Source organism: Arenibaculum pallidiluteum, from assembly GCF_017355985.1.
Taxonomy (GTDB): domain Bacteria; phylum Pseudomonadota; class Alphaproteobacteria; order Azospirillales; family Azospirillaceae; genus Arenibaculum; species Arenibaculum pallidiluteum.
The window spans coordinates 1-23,840 of sequence record NZ_JAFIQU010000004.1 but is presented as its reverse complement, the minus strand read 5'-3'; the positions used below and the strand labels follow the sequence as shown (position 1 = coordinate 23,840).

General features: G+C 69.4%; 20 protein-coding genes. 11 read left to right on the top strand and 9 right to left on the bottom strand.

Annotation, left to right across the window (positions count from 1 at the left end):
* The first annotated feature begins 32 nt into the window (after positions 1–32).
* Entirely contained in the window at positions 33–713 is a 681-nt protein-coding gene (locus JUB13_RS10110; protein WP_328702910.1) for an amino acid ABC transporter permease, read from the top strand.
* Positions 710–1,477 carry an amino acid ABC transporter ATP-binding protein gene (locus JUB13_RS10105; protein WP_207478693.1) on the top strand — a complete coding sequence of 256 codons (768 nt, stop codon included), beginning with the start codon at positions 710–712 and terminating at the stop codon, positions 1,475–1,477. The genes JUB13_RS10110 and JUB13_RS10105 overlap by 4 nt, the downstream gene beginning before the upstream one ends.
* A 27-nt stretch (positions 1,478–1,504) precedes the next feature.
* Here the strand turns inward: JUB13_RS10105 and JUB13_RS10100 are convergent, their stop codons facing one another.
* Genes JUB13_RS10100 through JUB13_RS10070 form a run of 7 tightly spaced genes read right to left on the bottom strand, consistent with a single transcriptional unit; the run spans position 1,505 to position 8,082 of the window.
* Positions 1,505–2,314, bottom strand: a complete 810-nt coding sequence (locus tag JUB13_RS10100) for a phosphate/phosphite/phosphonate ABC transporter substrate-binding protein (RefSeq protein WP_207478692.1) — start codon at positions 2,312–2,314, stop codon at positions 1,505–1,507.
* A complete protein-coding gene (locus JUB13_RS10095) occupies positions 2,314–3,288 on the bottom strand; it encodes an ABC transporter ATP-binding protein (RefSeq protein ID WP_211115521.1) in 975 nt (324 codons plus the stop codon). The genes JUB13_RS10100 and JUB13_RS10095 overlap by 1 nt, the downstream gene beginning before the upstream one ends.
* Before the next feature lie 13 nt (positions 3,289–3,301).
* Complete coding sequence (locus tag JUB13_RS10090) at positions 3,302–3,946, bottom strand: ABC transporter permease (RefSeq protein WP_207478691.1); 645 nt, start codon at positions 3,944–3,946, stop codon at positions 3,302–3,304.
* 10 nt (positions 3,947–3,956) lie between these two features.
* Positions 3,957–4,580, bottom strand: coding sequence for an ABC transporter permease (locus JUB13_RS10085; RefSeq protein WP_207478690.1), 624 nt, complete (start codon positions 4,578–4,580; stop codon positions 3,957–3,959).
* Positions 4,580–6,130: an HAL/PAL/TAL family ammonia-lyase gene (locus JUB13_RS10080; RefSeq protein ID WP_207478689.1), complete on the bottom strand. Its 1,551-nt coding sequence runs from the start codon at positions 6,128–6,130 to the stop codon at positions 4,580–4,582. Before JUB13_RS10080 ends, JUB13_RS10085 begins: the two co-directional genes overlap by 1 nt.
* A gap of 9 nt (positions 6,131–6,139) precedes the next feature.
* Positions 6,140–7,027, bottom strand: a complete 888-nt coding sequence (locus tag JUB13_RS10075; RefSeq protein ID WP_207478688.1) for a glycine betaine ABC transporter substrate-binding protein — start codon at positions 7,025–7,027, stop codon at positions 6,140–6,142.
* 53 nt (positions 7,028–7,080) lie between these two features.
* A complete protein-coding gene (locus JUB13_RS10070; protein ID WP_207478687.1) occupies positions 7,081–8,082 on the bottom strand; it encodes an ornithine cyclodeaminase family protein in 1,002 nt (333 codons plus the stop codon).
* A gap of 601 nt (positions 8,083–8,683) precedes the next feature.
* Between JUB13_RS10070 and JUB13_RS10065 the strand changes: the two genes are divergently transcribed.
* From JUB13_RS10065 to nagA, 6 genes are all read left to right on the top strand, one after another.
* Positions 8,684–9,895: a glycosyltransferase family 1 protein gene (locus tag JUB13_RS10065; protein WP_207478686.1), complete on the top strand. Its 1,212-nt coding sequence runs from the start codon at positions 8,684–8,686 to the stop codon at positions 9,893–9,895.
* Positions 9,883–11,214: a UDP-galactopyranose mutase gene (gene glf / locus JUB13_RS10060; protein ID WP_207478685.1), complete on the top strand. Its 1,332-nt coding sequence runs from the start codon at positions 9,883–9,885 to the stop codon at positions 11,212–11,214. Before JUB13_RS10065 ends, glf begins: the two co-directional genes overlap by 13 nt.
* Before the next feature lie 63 nt (positions 11,215–11,277).
* Positions 11,278–12,426 carry a beta-galactosidase gene (locus tag JUB13_RS10055; RefSeq protein WP_236024865.1) on the top strand — a complete coding sequence of 383 codons (1,149 nt, stop codon included), beginning with the start codon at positions 11,278–11,280 and terminating at the stop codon, positions 12,424–12,426.
* A gap of 50 nt (positions 12,427–12,476) precedes the next feature.
* Positions 12,477–14,267: an ABC transporter ATP-binding protein gene (locus tag JUB13_RS10050; protein ID WP_207478683.1), complete on the top strand. Its 1,791-nt coding sequence runs from the start codon at positions 12,477–12,479 to the stop codon at positions 14,265–14,267.
* Between the two features lie 242 nt (positions 14,268–14,509).
* Positions 14,510–15,553: an SIS domain-containing protein gene (locus JUB13_RS10045; RefSeq protein WP_207478682.1), complete on the top strand. Its 1,044-nt coding sequence runs from the start codon at positions 14,510–14,512 to the stop codon at positions 15,551–15,553.
* Positions 15,553–16,746 (top strand): N-acetylglucosamine-6-phosphate deacetylase, encoded by a 1,194-nt coding sequence (gene nagA, locus JUB13_RS10040; RefSeq protein ID WP_207478681.1) that lies wholly within the window; start codon positions 15,553–15,555, stop codon positions 16,744–16,746. The genes JUB13_RS10045 and nagA overlap by 1 nt, the downstream gene beginning before the upstream one ends.
* On the opposite strand, the gene JUB13_RS10035 is transcribed toward nagA, so the two are convergent.
* Entirely contained in the window at positions 16,727–17,395 is a 669-nt protein-coding gene (locus tag JUB13_RS10035) for an HAD family hydrolase (protein ID WP_207478680.1), read from the bottom strand. The genes nagA and JUB13_RS10035 overlap by 20 nt on opposite strands.
* A gap of 63 nt (positions 17,396–17,458) precedes the next feature.
* Positions 17,459–18,277 carry a GntR family transcriptional regulator gene (locus JUB13_RS10030; RefSeq protein ID WP_328702909.1) on the bottom strand — a complete coding sequence of 273 codons (819 nt, stop codon included), beginning with the start codon at positions 18,275–18,277 and terminating at the stop codon, positions 17,459–17,461.
* 172 nt (positions 18,278–18,449) lie between these two features.
* On the opposite strand from JUB13_RS10030, the gene JUB13_RS10025 reads away from it, so the two are divergent.
* From JUB13_RS10025 to nagE, 3 genes are read left to right on the top strand one after another with little or no spacing between them, the layout of a single operon-like run.
* On the top strand, positions 18,450–19,364 hold the full coding sequence (locus JUB13_RS10025; RefSeq protein WP_207478679.1) for an N-acetylmuramic acid 6-phosphate etherase: 915 nt from the start codon (positions 18,450–18,452) through the stop codon (positions 19,362–19,364).
* A complete protein-coding gene (gene ptsP, locus JUB13_RS10020; RefSeq protein WP_236024864.1) occupies positions 19,361–21,931 on the top strand; it encodes a phosphoenolpyruvate--protein phosphotransferase in 2,571 nt (856 codons plus the stop codon). The genes JUB13_RS10025 and ptsP overlap by 4 nt, the downstream gene beginning before the upstream one ends.
* A 35-nt stretch (positions 21,932–21,966) precedes the next feature.
* The gene (gene nagE, locus JUB13_RS10015; protein ID WP_207478678.1) at positions 21,967–23,421 is read left to right on the top strand and encodes an N-acetylglucosamine-specific PTS transporter subunit IIBC; all 1,455 of its coding nucleotides are present in this window, start codon (positions 21,967–21,969) and stop codon (positions 23,419–23,421) included.
* Positions 23,422–23,840 lie beyond the last annotated feature (419 nt).

Here is a 23,840-nt window from a genome sequence, read left to right as displayed (position 1 = left end):
CCGCCCCCCGAAACGCGAAAGGCCCCATCGCCGTGCTGCACTGGCTGACCCTGATGGCGGATTCGCTGCCGTCGTTGCTGTGGGCGGCACTGGCCTTCACCGTGCCGCTGACGCTGGCCTCCTTCGCGCTCGGTCTCGTCGTGGGGCTGATGACCGCTGTGATCCGGCTTTTCGGGCCGCCGCCGTTGGCCGCCATCGTCCGCTTCTATGTCTGGATCATTCGCGGCACGCCGCTGCTGGTGCAGCTCTTCCTGATCTTCTACGGCCTGCCGAGCGCCGGCATCGTGCTGGATGCCTTCCCGGCGGCGCTGATCGGCTTCACGCTGAGCGTCGGCGCTTACACGTCTGAGATCATCCGCGCCGCGATCGGCTCCGTTCCGAAGGGCCAGTGGGAAGCCGCCTACTCCATCGGAATGAGCTGGACGCAGGCGATGCGGCGCACCGTCCTTCCGCAGGCCCTGCGCGTCGCGGTGCCGCCGCTGTCCAACAGCTTCATCTCGCTCGTCAAGGACACGTCGCTGGCGGCCGCCATCACGGTGCCCGAGCTGTTCCAGGCGGCTCAGCGCATCGTGGCGACGACCTACGAGCCGCTCATCCTCTATGTCGAAGTGGCGCTGATCTACCTGGTGCTGAGCTCGGTTCTCTCCGCGATGCAGGTCCGGCTGGAACGGCGGCTGGCGCGGTACGGCGGATTTCTGGAGGCCAGGTCGTGATCGGACTGTCGAATATCGAGAAGCGCTTCGGCGACGTGCCGGTCCTGAAGGGCGTGTCGCTGACCGTGGCGGAGGGGTGCGTCACCGCACTGATCGGTCCGTCGGGCGGCGGGAAGAGCACGCTCCTGCGCTGCATCAACCTCCTGGAGATCCCGAACTCCGGCACGCTGCGCATCGGCGAGGAGGAGATGTCCTTCCAGCCCGGCGTCAGGCCCGGCTGGAAGGACATCCAGAGGCTGCGTGGCCAGACCGGCATGGTTTTTCAGAACTTCCAGCTCTTTCCCCACCGCACCGCCATCGAGAACGTGATGGAGGGGCTGATCACGGTCCAGAAATGGCCGGCGGAGAGGGCGCGGGAGCGCGCCGTGTCCCTGCTCCGCAAGGTCGGCATGGACCATAAGGCCGATGCCTGGCCGGCGACGCTGTCGGGCGGGCAGCAGCAGCGCGTCGCCATCGCGCGGGCGCTCGCGCCGTCGCCGCGCGTGCTGCTGTGCGACGAGCCCACCTCCGCCCTTGATCCGGAGCTGTCCGGCGAGGTCGTGGAGGTGCTCGGCAAGCTGGCCGAGGAGGGCACCACCATGGTCATGGCCACGCATGACCTGCGCCTCGCCGCCACGATCGCGCACGAGGCCGTGTTCCTGGAGGACGGGCAGGTCGTGGAGACCGGTCCCTCCCGCGAGCTGTTCGCCCGTCCCGCGCGTGAGCGCACCAGGCGCTTCGTCGCGACCCTGACCCAGCAAGGGCAGCACGGCGAAGGCGTCTAGGGCACGCGCAGGTCGCCCGCGGGTTCGTCACGCCGGCCGGTCGTAGCCCTGGGCCTGCGCCTCGGACTCCCATGCGGCGATGAGGGCATAGTCGGGCAGGTGCACCGGAGCAAATCCGGCGAGGCACAGCCTCGCCGCGATATCGGCGCATTCGGGCGCCTCGGCGAAGCCCAGCAGCGCCGCCCGGAGCTGCGCGACCGTCTCGTCGGGACAGCCGGGACCTGCCACCAGGAACGGGATCGGGGCAGGATCCGTGGTGGCCACGATCCGGATGCGCTCGTCCAGCGTGGGATCATGGCGTCGCATCAGGTCGAGGGCGTAGCCGTCGGCGGGACCTATGTCGATCTCTCCCGCGAGCAGCGCGCGGATCACGTTGCGCGGCGTATGGAGCGGGCCGACGCTGTCCCGGTACAGCGCGCTCGCCCTCGCCTGCCGGAACGGCAGGAGGTGATGGCGCAGCGCGTTGTAGCCGGAGTGCGAGTCCTCCACCGTGTAGCCGAGCCGTCCGCCGAAGGTGTCCTCGAGGGTCCGGAATGGGGACGCCGCCTGCACGACGAGATCCGTCACGTAGACCGGACGGCCCCCATTGCGCCCGGCCGCCGGTATTGGCGCGGCGACCGGCTTGGGGCGATCGCGCGCGCGCAGGTATGGCAGCCCGCACATGAACGCGCAGGCGAGATCGGGTCGTGCCCAAAGCTCGGAAAGCGGCGCGGGAAAGGCGTGTTCGATCACCGTGAGCGGGACGCCCGCGCGCTCGGACAGCCAAGCGAAGAGGTCCTTCCAGGCGGCCGCCGCCTCGGGGGCAACCGCGTACATTCTCGCGTTCGCAATCAGCATCAGCCGCGCATCCCGCTCCCGCCGGGCTCCTCTGCAGACCGCCCTTCGAAGAAGGCGTCGCGGTTGATCTCGCCGACCGGCGTGCCGTCCGCCGCGACCACGATCAGGACCGGCGCGCTTTCGGCGAGGACCACTGACAACGCATCGCGAAGGTTCGTGCCGCGGGGAACGGAGGGGCCCCTGCTGCCCGTCGGCGGCGTCATCACGTCATCGACCCGGCGCAGGCCGAGGCGGCGCAACGCCCTGTCCTGCCCCACGAAGGAGCGGACGAAGTCACCCGCCGGCCGGGCCAGGATCGCATCGGGCGTGTCGTGCTGGACCAGGCGGCCGTCCTTCATGATGGCGACGAAGTCGCCCATCTTCACGGCCTCGTCGAGATCGTGGGTGACGATCACCACCGTCTTGCGCACGCGACGCAGGATCTCCTTGAACTCGTCCTGCAGGCGACCGCGCGCGATCGGATCGATGGCCCCGAAGGGTTCGTCCATCAGCATGACGGGCGGATCCGCAGCCAGCGCGCGTGCCACGCCGACGCGCTGACGCTGGCCTCCGGAGAGCTGCCGCGGGTAGCGCGCCCGCACCGTCGCGGGGTCGAGCCCCACGAGGGCCAGCAGCTCGTCGACCCGGGCGCGGATCCGCGTCTCCGGCCAGCCGAGGAGCTGAGGCACCGTCGCGACGTTCTCGGCGATGGTCAGGTGCGGGAACAAGCCGACCTGCTGGATCACGTACCCGATCCGCCGCCGCAGGGTGACGGGATCGCTGCGGGTGACGTCCTCGCCCGCGATCACGATCCGGCCGGAGGTCGGCTCGATCAGCCGGTTGATCATCCGCATCGTGGTCGTCTTGCCGCAGCCCGACGGGCCGATCAGCGCGGTGGTCGTGCCCTCGCCCATCACGAGGCTGAGCTCGTCCACGGCCGGCGCCAGCGCTGGGGAGAAGCGCTTGGTGACGGCATCGAGAAGGATCATCGTCATGGCAACCGCCGCGTCATGGCATCCGCCTGGGCTTTCCGAAAATCCACCGCTCTGTCAGCGCCAGCCCGACCTCGACGCCCAGGGCGAGGAGCGCGATGGGGATGGCGCCCGCGAGCACGCGGCGCATGTCCATGATGGCGATCCCTGCGGTGACGAAGTCGCCGAGCCCCCCGCCGCCGATGAAGCTGGCGAGCGTCGCGCCGGATATCACCTGGATCGCCGCGGTCCGCGCCCCGGCGAAGATCGCCGGTGCGGCGAGCGGGATCTGGATCCGCCACATCGTCTGGCGCGCTGTCATTCCCATGCCGGTCGCGGCATCCACCACCTCGGGGTCGACCTCGCTCAGGCCGACATAGGTGTTGAGCAGGATCGGCGGCATCGCCAGGACCACGAGCGCCGCGACGGACGGGGCGAAGCCGATGCCGAGGATCGGCAGGGCGGCTGCCAGGATCGCGATGCTCGGGATCGTCCGGAGCGCGTTCACGGCTCCGATGGCAAGCGCGGCGGCGCGGGGGCTCCGGGTCACGACGATGCCGAGTGGTATGCCGGCCACGAGGGCGATTCCAAGCGCGACGGCGCTCATGAGCAGGTGCTGCTGCAGGGCCGTCCAGACGGTCGGCCAGTTCGCGGGGATCCACTGCAGCGCTTCGATCAGCACGGCGAACTCCTCACGCGGAACGGTCGGCGCGCAGCCGGCGTTCGACCCGGGTCAGGACGAAATCGGCCCCGATCGCAAGGAGTGAGGTCAGAAGCCCGCCGACGATGATCTTCTCGGGATAGCGCTGGTCGATGCCCGCGAAGATGATGGCGCCCAGACCGCCGGCGTTGATGTAGGCCGCGACGGTGGCGATGCCGATCACCGTAACGGTGGCAAGGCGGATGCCCGCGACGATGTGCGGGAGCGCCAATGGGAGCTCGATCCGCCAGAGCAGGCCCCACCGGCCATAGCCCATGCCGAGCGCCGCATCGAGGACGTCCGCCGGGACCGCGCGCATCCCGGTCGCGACATTGCGCACGAGGATCAGGAGGCAATAGGCCACCAGACCAGCGACCGCCGGCTTCGTGCCCAGTCCCATGAACGGGATCATCAGCGCGAAGAGGGCCAGGCTCGGGATGACGAAGATCGCTCCGGTCACGGCGAGCACGGCCGCGTAGACGGCCGGACGCCGTGCGCTCCATATCCCCAGCACCAGCGCGATCGCGAAGGCGATGCCGACAGAAAGCCCGACCAGCAGCAGATGCTGGCCCAGCGCCTCCAGGATGTCGGGGATGTGGGTGGGCGTCCAGCGCATCAGGCCGGATTCCCGTCCGCGGCGAAGGCATCGTCGAAGGCGCCACTTGCGACGAGTGAGTCGAGCGCGGCGATGTCCGGCGCCGCTGGCCGGTCCTCGTGCAGCGGCTCCACGGCGGAGCGCACGGCGTCGTGGACGCGGCCCGTGCCCAGCCCGAGCGTCGAGCCCGGACGGAGATCGCGGGCCTGCGCGGCGACCATGAGCTCGATGGCCGCAAGGAGCCGGACCCGGCGGGCGATCGCGGCGGTCTTCTCCACGCTCGAGAGCGCCATCGTCGCGTAGTCCTCGACACCGTCCGCGACGGGCATGACGAAGAGCGGCATCGGCATTGCTCGATGCTGGATCTCGGCGAGAAGTGCCGAAACCGTCTTCTGCACCGTCGCAAACCCGTTCCGGCCCTGCTGGATCGGACTGAGAAAGCGCGGCAGCCCGCTCGAATCCGAGGACATCAGCTTCATGATCCGTTCGCCGCTGGCCGCGGCGATGCGGCCGAGCGCGAGGCCCAGCCCCTCGAAGGCGAGCGCCAGATGGGTGGTGTCGAAATTCGCGTTGGGCACCGCCCGCCCACCCTCTTCCGCCGGCAGGATGGCGGGGTTGTCGTCGGACGAGGCGAGCTCGCGCAGGACGGCGTCCCAGGCGCCGGACAGGGCCGTCTGGGCGGCGCCGTGGATCGGGGCGACGCACCGGAAGCTCAGCGGATCCTGGAGGCGCCGCGCCGTCCCCGGCTTCGGCAGGTCGCCGCCGTGAAAGGCCGCCATCAGCGCACTGGCTGCCGCCTGCTGGCCCGGGACCGGGCGCAGGCCGACGGCGACGGCAAGCAGCGGCGAGACGTTGGCTCGATAGCCCTCGAAGGACAGCGCTGCCGCGGCGAGCATCCCGGCCAGGGTCCGGCGGGCGTCGACGAGCGCGAGCGCTGCGAGCCCGACCGAGGCCGCGTTGGACGAGACCAGAGCCAGGCCGTCCTTGGGGCCCGGCACCAGCGGCGCCAGCCCGGCACGGCGCAGGGCGACGGCCCCTTCCAGGATCTCGCTGGCATGCTCGGCTTCGCCGAAGCCGAAAAGCACCGATGCGATGTGGGCGAGCGGCGCCAGGTCCGCCTCGCCCACCGATCCGGTCATGGGGACGATCGGATGCACGCGCGTGTTCAGGAGGTCGGCAAGCGCGCTGACCGCGGCCGGCGAGGCGCCTGAGCATCCCGCCGCGAGGCGGGCCAGCCGGACGGCCATGATCGCGCGCACCTCGTCCTCCCCTGCCCGGCGGCCAACGCCGACCGAACGGGCGAGCGGGATGCGTTGCTGCATGCCGGGATCGCCGGGCGTCACTGCCGTGTCCGCCGCGGCGCCCAGGCCGGTGCTGACCCCATAGATCGCGGCTCCGCTGCCGGTCAGCGACAGCATCGCGCCATGGGATGCGGCGATGCGGTCCCAGGCTGCCTGGGCGATCCGGACGGCGGCACCGCCGCGCGCGATCGCGGCGACCTGGACGGGCGAGAGCGGCGAGTGGCCGATCTCGACCATTCCGTCTGCTCTCTCGTGCGGCGTCTCCGACATCGCAGGTGGCTACTTCAGCAGCCCTTTCGATTTCAAGAATGCGCGCGCTACGTCCCGGGGCTCCTCGCGCTCCTGTTCCACCTTCGCGTTCAGGGTGCGCATGGTCTCGTTGTCGAGCACCGCGTTGACCGCCTCGAGAACGCCCGCGATCTGCGGGTTGGCGGCGAGAGCGTCCTGGCGGATGACCGGGGCCACGTAATACGGCGGGAAGAGGTTCCTGTCGTCGGCGAGGACCACCGCCTTCTGGTCGGCGATCTGCCAATCCGTGGCGAAGCCGTTGGCGACATCGATCTGCTTGGCCGACAGCGCGTCGTAGCGCAGGCCGAGCTTGGCGAACTGGCGGAACTCCTTGAACTCGGCCCCGTAGACCGACTTCAGACCCGGCAGGCCGTCCTTGCGGTCCGCGAATTCGGGCCCGGCGCCGATGACGAGCTCCCCAGCGTTCCGGCCGAGGTCGCTGAGGGTCTTGAGCTGGTACTTGGCGGCGATGTCCGGCCGCACGATCACGGCATAGCCGTTGTTGATCCCCGCGGGCTTCAGCCAGGTGATCCGGTACTCCTTCTCGTAGAAGCCCTTTACCTGCTCGTAGACCTTCTGCGCGTCGCTGGATACCTCGCCCTTGAGCACCGCGACCAGTGCCGTGCCCGTGTATTCGGGATAGAGGTCGATCTCCCCGGTCGTTATGGCCTGGTGCGCGATCAGCGTGCCGCCGAGATTGATCTTGCGCTCGACCTTGAGACCTGAGTTCTCCAGCGCGGCCGAGTAGAGCTCGGCCAGGATGAACTGCTCGGTGAAGTTCTTGCTGCCGACCTTGACGGTCTGGGCCTGAGCCGGCGCCAGGAGCGCCGAAATCAGGAACGCGCCAGCCACGGCGCTACCGAACCGAAACCTCCACATCGCGCTGTCCTCTCTGCTCTTGTTGTCGAACCCGTCGGTGGAAATCCACAAACTCAGGCGAAGCGAAGGCGCTGGCCGATGCCCATGCGTTCGGCCTTCTCCAGCATCGCGTGGCCCAGCGCGATGTCTGAAAGCGAGAGGCCGCGGTGCCAGAACAGGTTGGTCTCGTCCTCGCTCTCGCGTCCGGGCCTGGAGCCTGCCACGATCTGGCCGAGCTCCCCATGGAGCGTCGCATCGGTGAGCCTTCCCGTCTCCACATGGGCGCGGAGGCTGCCGAACTTCCCCGTCCGGCATTGCCCCCAGTCGTCGACGACGACCTTCGTCATGATGTCGGTCAGGGAGAGTTCGACGGCGCTCATCGTGCCGTAGGGGACGACGAGAGCCCCTTTCTTGATCCACTCGGTCCTGAGAAGCGGTTCCGGCTGCACGAGGCGGGACGCCTCGACCACGATATCCGCGCCTTCGACGCAGCTCCGCCAGTCCTCCGTCGCGACGACGGGTTTGCCGAGATCCCGGCTCAGCCGCTCGGCGAAGGCATTCCGGCTCTCTGGCCGTCGTGAATGGACCCGGATCTCGTCGAAGCCGAACAGCCGGTCGAGGAGGCGGACATTCCAGTAGGCGGTGCCCCGGGCACCGATGTGGCCGAGGACCTTCGATCCTGCGCGGGCGAGGTGCTTGGCCCCGATTGCGGTCACGGCCCCGGTGCGCATGTCTGTGATGCCGCTGGCGTCGAGGAAGGCCTTCGGAATGCCGGTGTGGGGATCGAACAGCAGCAGGACCGCAAGCTCGGACGGCAGGCCGAGCGTGTAGTTGTCGACGAAGTCGCCGACGACCTTCACGCCGGCGGAATCGATCGGCTCCCTGATGGCGCCGCGCAGCACGTTGAAATGCCCGCGCGCCACACCGGGCTCCAGATGGACCCGCGGCTCGATCACGGTCTCGCCTCGCCCCTGGGCGGCCAGGCTTGCCTCGACGGCGCGGAGGATCTCGTCGTCATCGAGCTTCAGCTCCTCGATGTCGAGGCGGTTCAGATAGGAGATGTAGATGGGCCGCACGCTCTCAACGCTCCCGCAATGGGCCACGATCGGCAATGCGATGATCGCCCCGGCGCCATACCGCCGGGGCCGGGCACATGCCTGCGTATTTTGTATAGGCAAAATCGCGCGGCGCAAAATGTTATTCGATACTTTTTACGCTGACGGATGTCCGGCAGGCGGATTAACTACACGAAAGAAGTGCGTATTGCGCTTTGCGAGAGGCATCTCCATCCCACGTGTGGCCTCCATGCTCCTCGACACGGACCGTTTGCAACAGGCTTGGGCGCATTGGGTGTTCGTGTAGCGCTCTCGTGGTGGGGCGCAACCGACAGTGGAATTCACGCGCAGGGTATGATGCGTCCTAGCACTTCCACAAACGACAAGATGCAACCCGCACCGGCGACATACTCCCATCAGGAACGGCAGCGAACAAGGCCAGGCGGGGTTTTAACGGCATTCTTTCAGATCACTCCGCAGCCTCAAACTCAACCATTGGACTGCTGACGCCGACTTCAGAACGGGACGGTTCCCGGTTGAGGCCGACTGCGCCCAGCCGCGTCATGCGGGCAGTGGAGGGCAAGATGCTTGCGGCTGCGGTATTCGCAGGGAGAGGAGCTTCATGAGCTGGGCTGGCGCCGACCAGGTTGACATCAGAAGGCTTCGCGGACACACGATCCAAACCTCCGACGCCCCCCGCGCCAGCGGCGCGGTCCCCCGACAAGGTCAGGCCGAGCAGGTCCTGATCTGCCTTTCCCACCTTCGCTGGAACTTCGTCTACCAGCGACCCCAGCATCTGATGGAGCGCTTTGCCGCGGCGCATCGCGTGATCTTCTTCGAAGAGCCGGCACCCACCGACGCGGCGCAGCCATGGCTCGACGTCCAGGAAGGGCATGGCGGCGTCGAGGTGGCGGTGCCCAGGATCCCCGGATGGATCCAGGGGCCCGACGTGGAGCGCGTTCAGCGCTTCCTATTCGATGGATTCATTCGCAGCGAGGGCATCGAGGATCCGATCCTCTGGTACTACTCGCCGATGATGCTGCCCTTCACCGAGCACGTGAAGGCGTCGCTGGTCGTCTACGACTGCATGGACGAGCTCTCGGCCTTCCGCGGCGCGCCGCCCGAGCTCGTGGAGCGCGAGCGCCGGCTGCTGCAACGGGCCGACCTGGTCTTCACCGGCGGCGTCAGCCTCTACGAGGCCAAGCGCCACCTCCATGCCAACGTTCACGCCTTCCCGAGCAGCGTCGATGTCCGCCATTTTTCGGCGGCCAGGGAGCAAAGCCGGCCCGAGCCGGAGGACCAGGCGGGGATCCCCCATCCGCGCCTGGGCTTCTACGGCGTCATCGACGAGCGGCTCGACATCGCGCTGATCGGCGCCCTCGCCGACCTTCGGCCCGACTGGCAGATCGTGCTGGTCGGGCCGGTAGTGAAGATCGATCCCGCGGACCTGCCCCGGCGCGAAAACATCCACTATCTCGGCCCCAAGCTGTACGAGGAACTTCCCGGATATCTCTCCGGTTGGGACGTGGCGTTGCTGCCCTTCGCGCGGAACGAATCCACCCGCTTCATCAGCCCGACCAAGACACCGGAGTACCTCGCGGCGGGACGTCCGGTCGTCTCCACCCCGATCACCGATGTGGTCCGGGGCTACGGCGATGCGGGCCTGGTGAGGATCGCCGAGACGCCGGAGGACTTCGTGGCCGCCTGCAGCGCGGCGCTTGAGGACGCACGGCGTCCCGAGGCATGGCTGGGCCCGGTCGATCGGGCGCTTGCCGGCATGTCGTGGGACGTCACCTGGGCACGGATGAAGGAGCTTATGGAATGCGCGGCCTGATCCCCGGCACCCCCTCGGGACCGATTCCCACCCCGAGCCTGAGCGCGCCGGACAGCAGCCATGGTGGCTCCGGAGCGGGTCCCATCCTCCGCAGCGGACCGCATTCCCCGGCCATCGGGCGGCGCGTCGGCTTCGACTATCTCGTCGTCGGGGCCGGCTTCGCAGGCAGCGTCCTCGCGGAGCGGCTGGCCGCGGGCTCGGGCAAGCGGGTGCTGGTCGTCGACCGGCGACCGCACATCGCCGGCAACGCCTATGATCACTACGATGATGCCGGCGTGCTCGTGCACCGCTACGGGCCGCACATCTTCCACACCAACTCGCCAGCCGTGGCGGAATACCTATCGCGCTTCACAAAGTGGCGACCCTACGAGCACCGCGTGCTGGCGCAGGTCGGGCGCAAGCTCGTCCCCATGCCCATCAACCGCACGACGCTGAACCTGCTCTACGGGCTCGACCTGCGCGACGAGGCGGAGACCGAAGCCTATCTGGCCTCCCGGGCCGAGCCCGTGGAGGAGATCCGCACCTCGGAGGACGTGGTGATCTCCAAGGTCGGGCGCGAGCTCTACGAGACCTTCTTCCGGGGCTATACCCGCAAGCAGTGGGGGCTCGACCCGTCGGAGCTCGACAAATCCGTCACGGCGCGGGTGCCGACGCGCACCAATACCGATGACCGATATTTCGGCGACAGCTTCCAGCAGATGCCGTTGCACGGATATACGCGGATGTTCGAGAACATGCTCGACCATCCCAACATCAAGATCATGCTGAACACCGACTTCCGCGAGGTCCGGAACGAGGTGGCCTATGACAAGCTGATTTTCACCGGACCGGTGGACGAGTATTTCGACTACCGCTACGGACAGCTTCCCTACCGCTCGCTGCGCTTCCGGCACGAGACCGTGGACCAGGAGCAGTTCCAGCCGGTGGCCGTCGTGAACTACCCGTCCGAGGACGTCCCGTACACGCGAATCACCGAGTACAAGCACCTGACCGGCCAGCGCCACGCGCGGACCAGCGTGACCTACGAGTATCCCTCGGCCGAAGGCGATCCCTACTATCCCGTGCCGCGACCGGAGAACGCCGAGCTTTACCGCAAGTACCAGGCACTCGCCGATGCAACCCCGGACGTGGCCTTCGTCGGACGGCTGGCGACGTACCGCTACTACAACATGGACCAGGTGGTGGCCCAGGCGCTTGCGACCTACGCCCGGCTCGCCAAGTCCGACCAGCGCGTCAACGGCACCGCTGAGGCCGCCCGCGCCATGTCCGCGCTGGCCCGCGGCCTTCCTACCGGGCAGCGCGTCCATATGGGAAAGTGACCGATGCGTGAGGAGCGCGGGTCCTTGATCCCGGGGACGGAGAGGACAGGGGACTCACCTGGCATGTTCGAGAGCTTCTTCCTGGGCGGGTTCGAGTGCTCGACCCATCGCCGGGCGGATGGCCGTCGCCTCGACCTGATCGCGGCGACGAGCCACGACCGGGTGGCAGCGGCCGATTACCGTCTCATGACCGAGCACGGGATCCGGAGTGTCCGAGACGGGTTGCGCTGGCACCTGATCGAGACATCGCCCGGCCGTTACGACTGGTCCAGCCTGCTGCCCATGGTGCGGGCGGCGCGCGAGGCGGGCGTTCAGGTGATCTGGGATCTCTGCCATTACGGCTGGCCCGACGACCTGGACATCTGGCACCCCGAGTTCGTCGAGCGCTTCCGGCGTTTCGCGGCCGCGGCGGCGATCGTGATCCGCGACGAGACCGACGCTGTGCCGTTCTACTGCCCTGTGAACGAGATCTCCTACTGGGCCTGGGCAGGAGGCGATCAGGCGCGCTTCAACCCCATGGGCAGGGGCCGAGGTTTCGAACTCAAGCACCAACTCGTGCGGGCGTTCATCGCCGGCGTCCAGGCGGTGCGCGACGTGGATCCCCGTGCCCGCATCGTGCAGGTCGACCCAGTGATCAATGTCCGGGCGCGGCCCGACCGCCCGCGGGATGCGCGCGACGCCGAGAACTACCGGCTTGCCCAGTACGAGGCCTGGGACATGGTTTCGGGCCGCGTCTGGCCCGGGCTCGGCGGACGGCCCGAATATCTCGACATCATCGGGCTCAATTTCTATTCCGACAACCAGTGGTTCCACGGCGGCGGCACCATTCCTCTGGGCGATCCGCACTACCGTCGGTTCCGCGAAATGCTGGCGGAGGTGCACCGCCGCTACGAGCGGCCGATCCTGATCGCGGAAACGGGGGCCGAGGGCGACGCCCGGGCACCCTGGCTACGCTATGTCGCGGGAGAGGTTGGCGCGGCGCGCGCCATCGGCATCCCGGTCGAGGGCATCTGCCTCTACCCCGTGCTGGATTATCCCGGCTGGACCGACGACCGGCATTGCCCGGTCGGGCTTTACGGCAACCTTGACGAGACCGGTCAGCGACCGGTTCATGCCCCGCTGGCGGAGGAACTGGCGCGGCAACGCCACGCCCTGGAGCGAGCCATGGAGGCAGCGCCCCCCTGGCAGCTTTCCGGCGCTGCCGCTAGCTGACGACCGGCTTCCGAAATCTCCTGCATGCCCTGCCGCGAGGACAGCTCCCGATGTCAGCCGCCCCCCGCTATCTGAGGCGCTCGGCCAGCTTCCTGCTGCACTATGTGCGGCGGCGGCCTGGGCACTTCCTGGGCCTGCTCCTGATCGGCGCAGGCGCGTCGGCCTGTGCTGTCGCGCTCCAGTACGCCATGAAGCTGCTGGTTGACGCCATGGCGACGCCCGATCGCGCTGCAGCGTTGGTCTGGTCGCCCCTGATCGTCTTCATCGTGCTGATCGGCGCCGAGAACATGCTCTGGCGGCTGAACGGATGGCTGTGCTGCCGCACCGTGGTGTCGACGGGCGTCGACATCCGCCTGGATCTCTTCGACCATCTCATCGGCCACGCGCAGCGCTTCTTCGCCGAGCATTTCTCCGGGGCCCTCGGGAACCGGATCACGGCAACCGCCGGAGCGGTGGGTGGCCTGATCAACACATTCACCTGGAACATCCTGCCGCCCTGCACCGACTTCGTGGGCGCGGTGATCGTGCTGAGCACGGTCCATTGGCAGATGGCAGTGGCGCTCGTCGCTTTCGTCGCCCTGGTGGCCGCAGCCATCGCCATCTTGGCGCTGTGGGGTCGCAATTTCCACCGGACCTATGCCGAGCAGGCCTCCTATGTCGGCGGCGAGCTCGTTGACATTGTCGGGAACACCTGGGCGGTGAAGGCTTTCTCGGCACGCAACCGCGAGCGGGACCGTCTCGCGAGGAAGTTCGCCCAGGAGGCGGACACGCAGCGCCGGAGCTGGATGTATCTCGAGAAGACGCGCGTGCTGCATGACATCTGCCTGTGGCTGATGGCAACCGGCATGCTGATCTGGGCGGTGACGCTTTGGAGCCGCGGCACCATCACGCCAGGAGACGTGGTGGTCGTCAGCACCCTCACCTTCCGGATTCTGCACGGATCCCGCGATCTCGCCTTCGCGCTGGTCGGCAGCACCCAGAGCCTGGGCCTGATCTCGGAGACGCTGCGGGTGATCGGACAGCCGCACGGCGTCACCGACCGCCCAAATGCGCCGGCCTTCGTGCGGCGCGGTGGTGCGATCGAGTTCCGGAACGTCACCTACGCCTATCCCGACGGACGCCAGATATTCAACGGGTTCTCCCTGCGCATCCGGCCGGGCCAGCGCGTCGGTCTCGTCGGGCCGTCGGGCGCCGGAAAGTCGACGCTGGTGGGCCTGATCCAGCGCCTGGACGACCCGTCGATGGGGCAGATCCTGGTGGATGGCCAGCCCATCGCCGCCGTGTCCCAGGACAGCCTTCGGGCCGCCATCGCCGTCGTCCCGCAGGAAATCCCGCTGTTCCACCGATCGGTGATGGAGAACATCCGCTACGGCCGGCCCGATGCGACCGATGAAGAAGTCTACGAGGCTGCGCGCCACGCCTATGCAGACGCCTTCATCCGAGGACTGCCCCAGGGATATGACACCCAGGTCGGCGAGCGCGGTGTGATGCTGTCGGGCGGCCAACGGCAGCGCATTGGCATCGCGCGCGCCTTCCTGAAGGATGCCCCGATCTTGATCCTGGACGAGGCGACCTCGGCCCTCGACACCGAATCCGAGCTGGAGATTCAGCTCGGGCTTCGAAAGCTGATGCAGGGCCGCACGGTGGTTGCCGTGGCCCACCGGCTGTCGACGGTCGCATCCTTCGACCGCGTGATCGTCATGGTCGAGGGGCATGTCGTCGAGGACGGCGCCCCGATGGAGCTGCGCAGGCACGGCGGCATCTTCGACAGCCTCTGGCGCCTCCAGGCCGGCGGCCTGTCGCTGGACGAGATCGATATCGGCGATCTGAAGGCGTCCTGACCTCGCTCAGCACTCCGACCTTGCCGGCGCGCGGCGGCGCGCCGGCCCTTTGCCGCGCGTTCGCATCATGCACGGCTGGGCGGGGCCAGTTGCTTCATTACATCTGGTATTAACGTGGTTCTGTCACGGTCCGCCGGATTGCGACAGAGGTCTTATCTTGGTATGCTGCTGCCACTGCGGCAGTGAGCCCTTTCCGCCTCCTGCGCGCCGGCCGTCACCAGCTCGACAGCGAGAGAAAGGCCATGACCGACACCTCGCCCCCATCCCTTCCCCTGATGGCGCTGGAAGCCGCCGAGGCGCCGGACGCGGTCGCGCGACAGACAGAGCGTTGCGGAGCCGCCTTCGCGGCCCTTGGCGCCGAGCTGCGCCGCCGGCAGCCGCGCTTCGTGGTGACCTGCGCGCGTGGCAGCTCCGACCATGCCTCGGCCTATGGCAAGTATCTGATCGAGACCCATCTGGGCCTGGCCGTCGCCTCGATCGGACCTTCGGTCGCCTCCGTCTATTCCGGCCGGCTCGATCTCGCAGGCGCCCTGTTCGTGGCGGTCTCGCAGTCCGGCCGCAGCCCGGACCTGCTGAGCCTGGTCGAGACGGCCCGCAGGGGCGGCGCGCTGGTCGTCGGGATCGTCAATGCCGAGGACTCTCCGCTCTCCAGGCTTTGCGACCATTGCATGCCCCTGTCCGCCGGGCCCGAGCGCAGCGTCGCCGCGACGAAGTCGTGCATCGCCTCGTTCGCGGCCTTTCTGCAGCTCGTCGCGCACTGGCAGGATGATGCGCGACTGCTCGCCGCGCTGTCGGCGCTTCCCGAGGCGCTGGCCGGAGCCCAGAAATGCGACTGGCAGCCCGCGCTCCTCCAGCTGGCGGGCGCGACCGGACTCTACGTCATCGGGCGCGGCATCGGCTATGGCGCGGCCCTCGAGGTCGCGCTGAAGTTCAAGGAGACATGCCGCCTGCATGCCGAGGCATTCTCGGCCGCGGAGGTCGCGCACGGTCCGCTTGCGCTGGTGGGGCCCGGATTCCCGGTCCTCGCGCTGACGCAGCCGGACGCCGCCGCCCCCAACACCCGCGCGGTGATCGAGCGCATGCTCGGACTGGGCGCCCCGGTCATGACAACGGAGGCCGGCCTGGAGGGGGCAACGCTTCTGCCAAGCGTGCCGGGCCTTCCGGCGGAGACGGCGCCACTGGCGGCCCTGCAGAGCTTCTATCTCGCCGTGCACGAGCTGGCGCGGATGCGCGGCCAGGACCCGGACACCCCGCCGAACCTTCGCAAGGTGACGGAGACGATCTGATGCGGCATTTCCTGACGGGGCCGAAGCTCTTCACCGGCGACGAGGTGATCGAGGGGCACGGCATCTTCGTTGAGGAGGGGCGCATCGCCGGCGTGCTGCCGGTGGGCGGCGATCCGCCGGCCGGGGCGCAGCTGGTGCCGCTCGAACCCGGCGCCCTGATCGCGCCGGGCTTCATCGACATCCAGGTGAACGGCGGCGGCGGGGTGCTGTTCAACGACCAGCCGACGGTGGAGGGGGCGCTTGCCATCGCTGCCGCGCATCGGCGCTTTGGGTCGACGGGCATCCTGCCGACCATCATCACCGACGCGCCAGAGCGAATGCGCGATGCCGCGCAGGCGGTAGTGGAGGCGGTGCGCCGGCCCGCGAGCGGCGTGCTGGGCATCCATATCGAGGGCCCCTTCATCAATCCCGAGCGTGCGGGCGCGCATGACCGCCGCTTCATCCGCAAGCCGACCGAGGACGACCTTGCATTCCTGTGCGGCCTGTCGGAGACGCTGCAGGGCCGTGTGCTGCTGACCCTTGCGCCCGAATGCGTGGAGGATGCTGCCCTCGTCCGGCTCGTCGAGGCCGGGGTCGCCGTCTCGGTTGGGCATACGGCCGCCAGCGCCGAGCGCGTGGCCGAGGTGCTGCAGCTGGGCGCGCGCGCCTTCACCCATCTATTCAATGCCATGCCGGCGATCGTCAATCGCCAGCCAGGCCCGGCTGGCGCAGCGCTCGCCGACCGCGGGGCATGGGCGGGGCTGATCGTCGACGGGCATCACGTGCATCCGACGCTGCTCCGCGCGGCGTTGGCTGCCCGCCCGCGCGAGCGGATGCTGCTGATCACCGACGCCATGCCGCCCACGGGCACGGAGCAGACGAGCTTCGCGCTGAACGGGCGCACGATCTTCCGCCGCGACGGCAGGCTGGTGCTCGCCGACGGAACGCTGGCCGGCGCCGACCTCGACATGGCGGCTGCGGTGCGGAATGCCCGGAACCTGCTCGGCCTCCCGCTCGAGGACGCGCTGCGCATGGCTTCGCTCTACCCCGCCGAGTTCCTGGGAATGGAGCGCGAGCGCGGGCGCATCGCGGCCGGCTACCGGGCGGATCTCGTGCTGCTGGGGCCGGAGGGCGAGGTGCGCGCGACCTGGATCGATGGTCGCCGGCGCGATGCCGGGGATCCGGGGGAGGCCCTCAGCGCGGAGCGGCGGTGAACTCCAGGCCGTCCCCGTCCAGGCGGACGGTCAGCGCGGAGAGGTCGTGCAGCCAGTCCTGGCCGTCGAGCTCCGCGGGCCTCAGGGTGGTGGCCAGCGCGATTACGCGCGCGCCCGCCGCGTGGCCGGCCTCGAGCCCGGCCGGTGCATCCTCGAACACCACTGCGTCACGAGGATCGAAGCCTAGCCTGCGCGCAGCCTGGCGGTAGCCTTCGGGGTCGGGCTTGCCGGAGGACACGTCCTCGGCGGCGACAAGCACCTCCGGGACCGCCAGCCCGACGGAGCGCAGGCGCGTCTCGGCCATGGCCCGGCCCGCCGAGGTGACGATGGCCCAGCGTCCCGCAGGAAGGGCGGCCAGCAGCTCGGGCGCGCCCTTGATGGGAACGACGCCGTCGGTATCGCCGGAGGTGGCGGCGTCGAGCTCCAGGCATTCACGGTCGAGATCGAGACCCGGTGGGGCGAACATGCGCACGGTCTCGATGGTGCGCCGGCCGTGCGCGACCTGGAGAATCGCATCGGGATCGAGCCCGTGCCGTGCGGCCCAGCCGCGCCATGTCCGCTCGACCGCGGCCGTGCTGTCCACCAGCGTGCCGTCCATGTCGAACAGCACAGCCTGCGCGCGAAAGCTGGTTCCCGAGAGGATACCCATGATGTCCTTCTGTTTCGGATCAGGCGGGGCTGGCCTTCAGTGACAGGGAATTGGCCGCCGGCGCTACATCAACGAGAGTTCCACGACGAAGTCGTAGGCATCCCCGCGATACTGCGAGCGCACGAACTCCAGCGGGGTCCCGTCCTTCAGGAAGGTCCGCCGCTCGATATAGAGCGCGGGAGCCCCTTCGGGAACCGCCAGCAGATTGGCCTGCTCGCCGGCCAGGCGCACCGCCGAGAGCCGCTGCAGCGCGCGGAAGGGCGAGTGTCCGAGTGACCTCAGCGTGTCGTAGAGGGACGTCTCGACGAGACTTGGCACCGGAAGAAAGCGGGTCGGCACGCTGCTGAGCTCGATCGCCAGCGGCGTGCCATTGGCCGAGCGAAGCCTGTGCAACCGGACGACCTCGGCACCAGGCCGCAGCCCCAGCGCCATCGACTCGTCGGGCGTCGCAACGGCGAGGGTGCGGCTGAGCCAGACGGAGCCCGGCGTCAGTCCCCGGGAGCTCATGTCCTCCGTGAAGCTCGTCAGGGCCGAGAGCCTTTGCTCCAGGTGCGGGCTGCGGTTGATGAAGGTGCCGGCGCCCTGGCGCTGGCGCAGCAGCCCTTCCGCGGTCAGCTCCCTTAGCGCCTTGCGTACGGTGACGCGGGAGATGCCGAAGGCTTCCGCCAGCTCGCGCTCGCCAGGCAGCGCATCCTTCTCGTCGAGCCGGCCGTCCACGATCAGGTTCCGCAGGTGCCGCGCGAGCTGAAGGTACAGCGGCAGAGGCACGGAGTCGGACAGCACGCTCGGGTCGAACAGCACCGCGGCGCGGCCGTCGCTGGGCATCTGCGGCTGGCTCCAGGTCTCCAGGAGATCAAGGCCGTGATAATACCAGTTTGGCACCTGCGTTCAAGCATTCGGACAAGGACAGATCAAGGCAGACTCCGCAATCCACCGTCTTACATCGGCGGTGAAGTGTTTTCGTGTTGCGCGGACAAGGGCATTTGGTATCCTGCGCGCAAACGCCAATCTGATACCACTTGTGGTCGCTGCGCCACTGGCTTGGAGGACGTCCATGTCAGGCACCACCGAGGACGCGACCAGCCGCTTCCGCGGCCTGGACACCTGGGCGACGGCGGATGTGCTGTCGGCGCTCTTGGACGGTCAGATGCGTGCGACCGCGGCCTGCCTACCGGCCCTGCCGGGCCTCGTGCGGGCGACGGAGGCTGCCGCGGCGCGCCTGGCTCAAGGGCCGGACGCGCGGGGGCGGCTCGTCTACGCCGGTGCTGGATCCTCCGGGATGATCGCGGCGCTCGACGCACTGGAACTTGGTCCGACTTTCGACTGGCCGACCGACCGGCTGCTGGTGCTGCTTGCCGGCGGCCTCGACCTTTCCCGCGGGCTCTCCGGCGCCGCGGAGGATGACGAGGGCGCCGGACGCGCCGAGGTCGCGGCGAAGGGCGTCGACGCGGCCGACGTGGTGGTCGGCGTCTCCGCGAGCGGCAGCAGCGCCTATACCGTCGGGGTCGTGCGCGAGGCGCGCGAGCGCGGGGCCGTCACGTTGGGGATCGCAAGCATGCCGGGATCGCCCCTGCTCGCGGCGGCCGAGCATCCGATCCTGATCGAGACCGGGGCCGAGGTGATCGCGGGGTCGACCCGGCTCGGGGCGGGCACCGCCCAGAAGGTCGTGCTGAACCTGTTCTCGAGCGCGCTGATGACGGCGCTCGGCGCCGTCTACGACAACCTGATGATCAACGTCCGCCCCGAGAACGCGAAGCTGCGCCGTCGCTGCGTCGCCATGGTCGCGCGCATTGCCGCGGTCGACGAGACGGACGCGGCGGAGGCGCTGGCGCGCCACGGTGACGTGCGGCGCAGTGTGCTGGGGCTTGCCGGAGTTCCAGAGGACGGGATCGATGGCGTCCTCGCGGATGCCGGCGGCAACCTGCGCCGTGCCCTGGCGGCGGCGCGCGTGGACAGGAGGGCACGATGACGTCCCCGACCGAAGCCGGCCGGATGGCTGTCGAGCTTGGCGCGCCGATCGCTGGCTGGGCCATGCCGCTGGCCGAAGTGCCCGACCCCGCATTCGCGCAGGGCCTCGTCGGTGACGGGGTCGCCATCGATCCGACCTCGAACGAGCTGCGCGCGCCCTGCGACGGCGTCGTGATCTCCGTCCACCGGGGGCGCCACGCATGCACCCTGCGCGCGGCGAACGGCGCCGAGATCCTGCTGCATTTCGGCGTCGACACCGTCGGGCTCAAGGGCGAGGGCTTCTCCGTCCATGTCGCGGACGGCAGCACCGTCCGCCTGGGCGACCTGCTGATCACGGTCGATCTGGACCTGGTTTCGCGGAAGGCGCCGAGCCTTGCGACCATGATGGTGGTCGTGGCCCCCGAGGATGCCGTCGTCTCGCAGCACGTCGCGGACCGCGAGGTTGCGGCGGGCGAGCCCGTGCTGGTCGTGAGCTCCTCCGCACCGGCGTCGGCGCCGACACCGACGGCTGTTGCGGCCGGCGTCATGGGCTCGGAAGGCATGGGCGAGCGGCGCGTGCGGCTTCCCATCGCCAACGGGCTGCATGCCCGTCCGGCGGCGGCGCTGGCCGAGATTGCGCGCAGTCATGACGGACCTGTGACCGTGTCCTGCCGGGGCAAGTCCGCGAACGCCAAAAGCGTGGTCGCGCTGATGGCGCTGGCTACGGCGCACGGGGATGAGCTGACCCTGGCAGCGTCCGGCCCGGGTGCCGCTGGACTTCTCGACCGGATGGCGGCGCGCATCGCGTCCGGCCTCGGCGATCCCGTCACACCGCTTCCGCAGTCGGTCCCGGTCCCGGCACGCCCGCCGGCTTCAGGCCCGGGCGCCGGGCCGCCCTTCGCGCCGGGAGTGGAGGTGACTCTCAGCGGCACGCCGGCGGTTCCAGGCCTGGCATCCGGCATCGCCGTCCGATGGCTCCGCGATCCGGTGCCCATCGCCGAGCGCGGCGCGGGCGCCGCGGAGGAGCGCGCCCGCCTCCATGCGGCGCTGGAGGTCCTGCGCGCCCGCCTGGCTTCCGCCGCGGCAGACGGCGCCAGCATTCTCGCTGCGCACCGGGTGCTCCTGGAGGATCCGGAACTGCTGGACGCCGCTGACGCAGCGATCCGCGATGGCGCCAGCGCGGAATGGGCCTGGCGGGGAGCCGTGGAGCGCCAAGCCGCCATGGTGGCCTCGCTGGCCGACCCGCGCCTTGCCGAGCGGGCCGCCGATCTCCGCGACCTCGAGCGTCAGGTGCTGGACGTGCTGGCTGGGCGGGATCCCGAAGCCACCTTTGCCGCCCTGCCGCAGGACGCAGTCCTCGTGGCGTACGAGATCCTGCCCTCGGAGCTTATCGCCGTGCCGTCAGGACGGCTCGCCGGCCTGTGCATGGCGCAGGGCGGCCCGACCTCCCATGCGGCGATCATCGCGGCGTCGCTGGGCGTCCCGACCATCGTCGCCCTCGGGGCGCCGGCGCTGCGTATTCCGGACGGCGCGCCGCTCCTGCTCGACGGCAGCCGCGGCCGTGTCAGGGTCTTCCCGCCGCAAGAGGCCGTCGATGCGTCGCGGCGCGACGCCGCTGCCCGCGCCGACCGGCGCTCGCGCAACCTTGCCGCCGCGCACGAACCCTGCCGGACGGCGGCGGGAACGCCGGTATCGGTGCTCGCCAATCTCGGCAAGGTCGGAGATGCCGGCCCGGCGGTCGCGCTGGGCGCCGAGGGCTGCGGATTGCTCCGCACGGAGTTCCTGTTCCTCGACCGCGCCGAGGCTCCCGACGAGGACGAGCAGCTTGCACAGTACCAGGCGATCGCCGATGCCCTGGGCGGGCGTCCGCTGGTGGTGCGCACGCTGGATGCCGGCGGCGACAAGCCCCTGCCCTACCTGCCCCTCGCACGGGAGGAGAACCCCGCCCTCGGTCTGCGCGGCGTCAGGATCAGCCTGCGCGAGCCGTCGCTGCTGCGCACGCAGCTCCGCGCGGTCCTGCGGGTCAGGCCTGCCGGGATCTGCAGGATCATGGTGCCGATGATCGCCTCCCCCTGCGAACTGGCGGCGGTCCGCGCGATCCTCGATGAGGAGCGGCGCGCCGTCGGGCGCGCCGAGCCGATCGCGCTCGGCGCGATGGTCGAGGTGCCGACCGCGGCGGTGATGAGCGACCGGATCGCGGCCGTCGCCGACTTCCTGTCGATCGGGACCAACGATCTCTCCCAGTACGTGCTTGCGATGGACCGCGGCAATCCCGCTGTCGCCCCGCAGCTCGACGCGCTGCATCCGGGCGTGCTGCGCCTGATCCGCCAGACGGTGGAGGGCGCCTCGGCCCATGGAAGGGTGGTTGCCGTCTGCGGCGGCGCCGCCTCGGATCCCATGGCTGCGCCCCTTCTCATCGGGCTTGGCGTGACGCGCCTTTCGGCAGCGCCCACGGCGATCCCCGACCTCAAGGCCCTTGTCAGGACGCTCGACGACGCGCGGTGCCGCGAGGTCGCGTCGACCGCCCTGTCCCTCGACAACGCACAGGACGTGCGGCGCCTGGTCGCCGATGCCTGGCCGGATCTCTGAGCAGGCAACCGATCCACCAAGAAGGATCCCCAACCATGTCGACCGATCGCTTCTCCGGACTGCAACGGCTGGGACGCGCGCTGATGCTCCCCATCGCCGTCCTGCCTATCGCGGGCCTGCTGCTGCGGCTGGGCCAGCCGGACCTCCTGGACATCCCCTTCGTCGCGGCGGCCGGCGACGCGATCTTCTCCAATCTCGGGCTGCTCTTCGCGGTCGGCATCGCGGTCGGCTTCGCCCGCGAGAACCATGGGGCGGCCGGGCTCGCGGGCGCGGTGGGATACTTCGTGGCGATCAAGGGAGCGGTGGTCCTCAGCGGCGTCGCGCCGGAGCTCGCCGCCAAGATGACGAGCCGCATCAGCATCCCCGTCGGCATCCTGATCGGCATCATCGCCGGGCAGCTCTACAACCGGTACAAGGACATCAAGCTGCCTGACTATCTCGCCTTCTTCGGCGGGCGGCGCTTCGTGCCGATCGCCACGGGCTTCGCAGCGCTTGGCCTTGCGATCGTGTTCGGCATCGGCTGGCCCGTCGTGGACGCGGCGCTGACCGGACTCACCACGACGGTGCTGGGACTCGGCGAGGTCGGGCTATTCCTCTATGGCGTGCTGAACCGCGTCCTGATCGTCACGGGCCTGCACCACATCGTCAACAACATCGCCTGGTTCCTGCTGGGCGATTACGAGGGCGTGACCGGCGATCTCAACCGCTTCTTCAAGGGCGATCCGAGCGCCGGCGCGTTCATGGCGGGCTTCTTCCCCGTCATGATGTTCGGCCTTCCGGCCGCATGCCTGGCGATGTACCACACCGCCCGCCCGGAGAACCGGGCGGCCGTCGGCGGCGTGCTGGTGTCCATGGCGCTGACCGCGTTCCTGACCGGCGTCACGGAGCCCATCGAGTTCGCCTTCATGTTCCTCGCCCCGGCGCTCTATGCCGTCCATGCCGTTCTGACCGGCCTCTCGCTGGTCATCATGGACGTGCTCAACGTGAAGCTCGGCTTCGGCTTCTCGGCGGGCCTCTTCGACTATGTCCTGAACTACGGCAAGGCGACGAACCCGATCCTGCTCCTGCCGGTCGGGCTTGCCTATTTCGCGCTCTACTATGTCCTGTTCCGCTACGTCATCACACGCTACGACCTGAAGACGATCGGCCGGGACGATGCCGTCGCTCCGGCCATTCCGGCCGGCCAGGAGGCACCAACGCCGGCCGTCGTGGCGCTCCCCGCCGGCCGCGGGCCGGAGTATCTCTCGGCGCTCGGTGGCCCGGCGAACGTCCGGGAGGTCGAGGCCTGCACGACGCGCCTGCGCCTGACGGTCGCCGACAGTGCCAGAATCGACGAGGCGGCACTGAAGCGGGCAGGCGCCCGAGGCGTCCTACGGCTGTCGACGACCTCCGCCCAGGTGATCGTCGGCCCCATCGCGGACCAGGTCGCAAGCGAGATCGAAGAGGCCAGGCGCGCCGCGAACGCGCCGGTCGTCTCCGTGTCCGAATAGCGGACGGACAGGAGAAAGGGCAGCCGCGCCGCGGTCAGGAACCGTCCTTCCGAAAGGCGTCATCGGTCCGGGTCGCCGGACCGATGCTCGGCCTTCTCGGCACGGCTGCATCTGAACGGCCTCGCCGGGCTGCGTCGCCCGCGACCAACGGGATGCGCATGCCTCTCTCCGCGATGATTGGCGCGGCACCGCCGCATTGGATCCAGAAGCGGGACTGAAGTCCCCGGCTTCGCCATGAAGCGACGCCGAAGTCGCCACCTCGCCTCGTTCAGGTCCGGTTCAGGCACGGATGGCAGTGTCCACGCCGACACCGAGCCAACATGAGGCATGATCAACGTGACAAGCACATCCTTAGGCCGAGGGCCGCTCCTGGCGGCGGCCCTCTGCGCGGCCGCGGCCGTCCAGATGGTGGCGGGCAG